At 36.2% G+C, this 3,253-nt stretch carries 5 protein-coding genes; 4 read left to right on the top strand and 1 reads right to left on the bottom strand.

What is annotated here, in order from left to right; genetic code table 11:
* Window positions 1-106 precede the first annotated feature (106 nt).
* The 3 genes from GSY74_RS07465 (at window position 107) to GSY74_RS07455 (ending at window position 2,206) form a co-directional block, all read left to right on the top strand.
* Window positions 107-418: a nucleotidyltransferase domain-containing protein gene (locus GSY74_RS07465; RefSeq protein WP_164664475.1), complete on the top strand. Its 312-nt coding sequence runs from the start codon at window positions 107-109 to the stop codon at window positions 416-418.
* A gap of 63 nt (window positions 419-481) precedes the next feature.
* Window positions 482-1,675, top strand: coding sequence for a DUF4157 domain-containing protein (locus tag GSY74_RS07460; RefSeq protein WP_164664474.1), 1,194 nt, complete (start codon window positions 482-484; stop codon window positions 1,673-1,675).
* A gap of 243 nt (window positions 1,676-1,918) precedes the next feature.
* Window positions 1,919-2,206 carry a transposase gene (locus GSY74_RS07455; RefSeq protein WP_255494580.1) on the top strand — a complete coding sequence of 96 codons (288 nt, stop codon included), beginning with the start codon at window positions 1,919-1,921 and terminating at the stop codon, window positions 2,204-2,206.
* A 116-nt stretch (window positions 2,207-2,322) separates the two neighbouring features.
* Here the strand turns inward: GSY74_RS07455 and GSY74_RS07450 are convergent, their stop codons facing one another.
* Complete coding sequence (locus GSY74_RS07450; protein ID WP_255494579.1) at window positions 2,323-2,790, bottom strand: transposase; 468 nt, start codon at window positions 2,788-2,790, stop codon at window positions 2,323-2,325.
* 220 nt (window positions 2,791-3,010) lie between these two features.
* Between GSY74_RS07450 and GSY74_RS07445 the strand changes: the two genes are divergently transcribed.
* The coding region (locus GSY74_RS07445) for a hypothetical protein (protein WP_164664473.1) at window positions 3,011-3,253 on the top strand (243 nt) is incomplete at its 3' end.

Raw genomic sequence — 3,253 nt, 5'->3', positions numbered from 1 at the left:
GAGTTTACTCATAATGTTCGCAAAAGGGGTAGAAATTTACTTGATTCTTTGCTTCAGGTGTTGTTGGGGTGATAGACCTCTGAGGTTGGTATGAGCCAAAGGTTTTATGATGAGACTATCGAGTAGATTGATAGATATTATAAAAGAGGCAACAGAACATAGTTTTGGAGATGTCGCAGTCTATCTATTTGGAAGTAAAGTTGATGATAGTAAACGAGGTGGAGATATAGATTTGGCAATAGAGACGACAGTGGATAGAGAGCTATTTAGAAAACAAAAAATAGCGTTCAAGAGTTTTCTTTTTAGACGAGGGTATGAGCTAAAGATAGATTTGGTTCAATATATTGAGACGATAGATAGATTGCTCTTTATTGAAATAGAGCAAAACAGCATAAGATTAGACAATTTGCAAAACTAGGCACCGATGGCTTTAGCCTCGTCATATTCAATATCTGACCTCAGTGCTAAAAAAGGACAACTCATGAGCAAACTACAACTAAAAGAGTCCAAAAACCTCACCAAAACCCCCACCCCAAAAAGCAACGGTGGAACAACAACTCAACAAGTCTCAAAAACCCCACTAATGCAGAGAAAATCCAAAGAGCAACAAGCTATATTTGGTAATAACACCATCCAAAAAAAAGAGAACAACACTGGACTACCTGACAATCTAAAGAGTGGCATAGAGTCTCTATCAGGTTACTCAATGGATGATGTCAAAGTTCACTATGACTCTTCACAACCTGCTCAACTAAATGCTCATGCTTTTGCACAAGGTTCTGATATTCACCTAGCCTCTGGTGCAGAGAAACATCTGCCTCATGAGGCTTGGCATGTGGTGCAACAGAAACAGGGGAGAGTTCAGCCTACTCGACAAATGAAAGAGAAAGTGAATATTAATGATAATGAGGGGTTGGAGAGAGAGGCTGATGTGATGGGGGGGAAGGCTTTACAGAGGAAAGATGGGCAGACTTCAAAGTGGAGTAAAGAAAAATTGTTGAGGCATGATTTGACGCAGGTGGTTCAACCACGCAATAATAGTCAAAAGGAAAAGACAATACAAAGAACACCAGCAAGCCCATCTGGTCATAACTGGAGACTTGTTAATATTCAGTTACTCTTTAATGATTTTAGAAATCCTCCTGGTAGTTTAGTTGTAAGGAATGCTAATATGCATTTTACTGATATGAACGGTGTAGACTCTCAGGGAGAAAATAGAAATACAATACATAGCATTCAAACTTTTCAGATATGGGCTAAGTCACAAGGTACACCTTCGATTAGATTTGAAGCAGCGAACATAGAAGAGGTGAGCAGTTGTGATAATGACATCATAAGACAAATAGGAGCAGATTGTACTCCTTTTCAAAGAATAGTCAATTTCAGTTCTCCAGTTATAATAAACTTTGATCGATTCAACTTTAGTAGAAATATGAGATTCAAAATAACTCAAGGTGTACAAGTGGTTACCCGAAGGGCTAGCAGTATCGAAGAGCTTACAGATACTTTAAGGGGACAGTTAGATGTAGGTTTTCAAATAAATCCTATTCCCCAAGTAGGGATAAGTGCATCTGGAGAGACAGGGGAGGAATCTAGTTCACGCTCTCGGAATGAACTTGTAAACGAATATGAAGTACGAATACCTCTTCAAACTTATAATGTAGTACAACTATAACTCGCCACACCTCCTAACTCGTTACATCTCTAGTTCCATCCTCTCTGAGACTGTGTAAGAACTTACTTAGGAAAACCTTAATAGGTAAAAAATGATATAAATTGAACATTTTCATGTAAAAATTACATAGAATTACCTCGTTCCCACCGTCCTCGGTGGGATACGCATATGAGAACTACAACTACAGAAAGCTCCATAAATTACTAAAATGTGCCATTAAGCCCCTAAAAGCTACAATATCAAATGGGCAGAAGCAGATATAAAATATATGAACCAACACATCCACATTTTTTGACATGCACTATACTCAATTGGTTACCAGTGTTTACACGAAAAGAGAGTGTGGATATTATTATCCAAAGTCTGAAATATCTACAAAAAGAAGAGAACCTAAAACTTTACGCTTATGTGATTTTGGAAAATCATCTACATCTTTTAGCACAGAGTGATGATATAGGTAAAAGCATGAGACACTTCAAATCATACACTGCTAAACAGATTGTAAAATTGTTTAACTCGCCACACCTCTAGTTCCATCCTCTCTGAGGTGGAATTCATAGGCAATAACAACTAAAATCAACACCAAATATCCCTACCAAAACCTATCAATCTCAATCAATCCATGACCACCCTCATAATCCCTAGCACTAGAGAACAGCTTTATCAACATAACCTCTCTTGACAGGATTATAGTTAATGTAATCAATCTTAACTTTTAAGATGGCTTCTGTCTGTATCAGTTTAGGCTGATAACCCTCTTCCCACACTTGAAAACTCTTCTCTTTTCTATGAGCCTTTTTATAAAATGCCAACTGATCAAGTATGGTTGTTGCATTCTCTCTTTTGAGTAGCTTCAATATCTCTCTTGCTGTAAACTTTTTAAATGACTCCATACTCTTTTGTAAATCATCACTACGCAATACCATATGTAGATGATTTTCCAATATCACATAGGCGTGTAGTTTTAGATTATCTTGCTTTTGTAGAAATTTTAGACTATTTAAAATTATATCCACACTCTCTTTTCTTGTGAAGATTGGTAGCCAATGTAGAATAGTGCAAGTTACAAAGTGTGGGTGTGTTGGTTCATATATTTTATATCTAGTTCTGCCCATTTTAGAGTTTTCTTTTCTGTTATTTTAGCTGATTTTTCTGAAATATTGGGGTGTTGACTTTAATTGTTATTGCCTATGAATTCCACCTCAAAGAGGATGGAACTAGAGGTGTAGCGAGTAAAAAAAACATTTAACCAACTACCACATTTATGATATTTAAATTCATGATTCTATTGACTATTATGGCTAAAATAGCTATAATAACCATAAAGGATACACCATGCAACGAGTAACAGCCTCCGAAATAAAACAAAACAGTACAATTTTACAAAATGCTCTAAAAAGTGATATGTTGGTCACCAAAAGAGATAAACCTTTTGTCGTTATATTGGATTATGATAGATATTTGAAATTGATTGCCAATAGTAAAAAACCAAAAAATGAGAACTGGATAGAGAGAACATTTGGAGTAATGGCAGAAGAGGATGCCAAAAATCTATTGAATGATATTCGCAATAGCAGG

Source organism: Sulfurovum sp. bin170 (genome assembly GCF_010892395.1).
Lineage (GTDB): Bacteria > Campylobacterota > Campylobacteria > Campylobacterales > Sulfurovaceae > UBA1140.
Note: the sequence above shows the minus strand (reverse complement) of the source record. Positions and strands in the feature narration are given on the sequence as shown.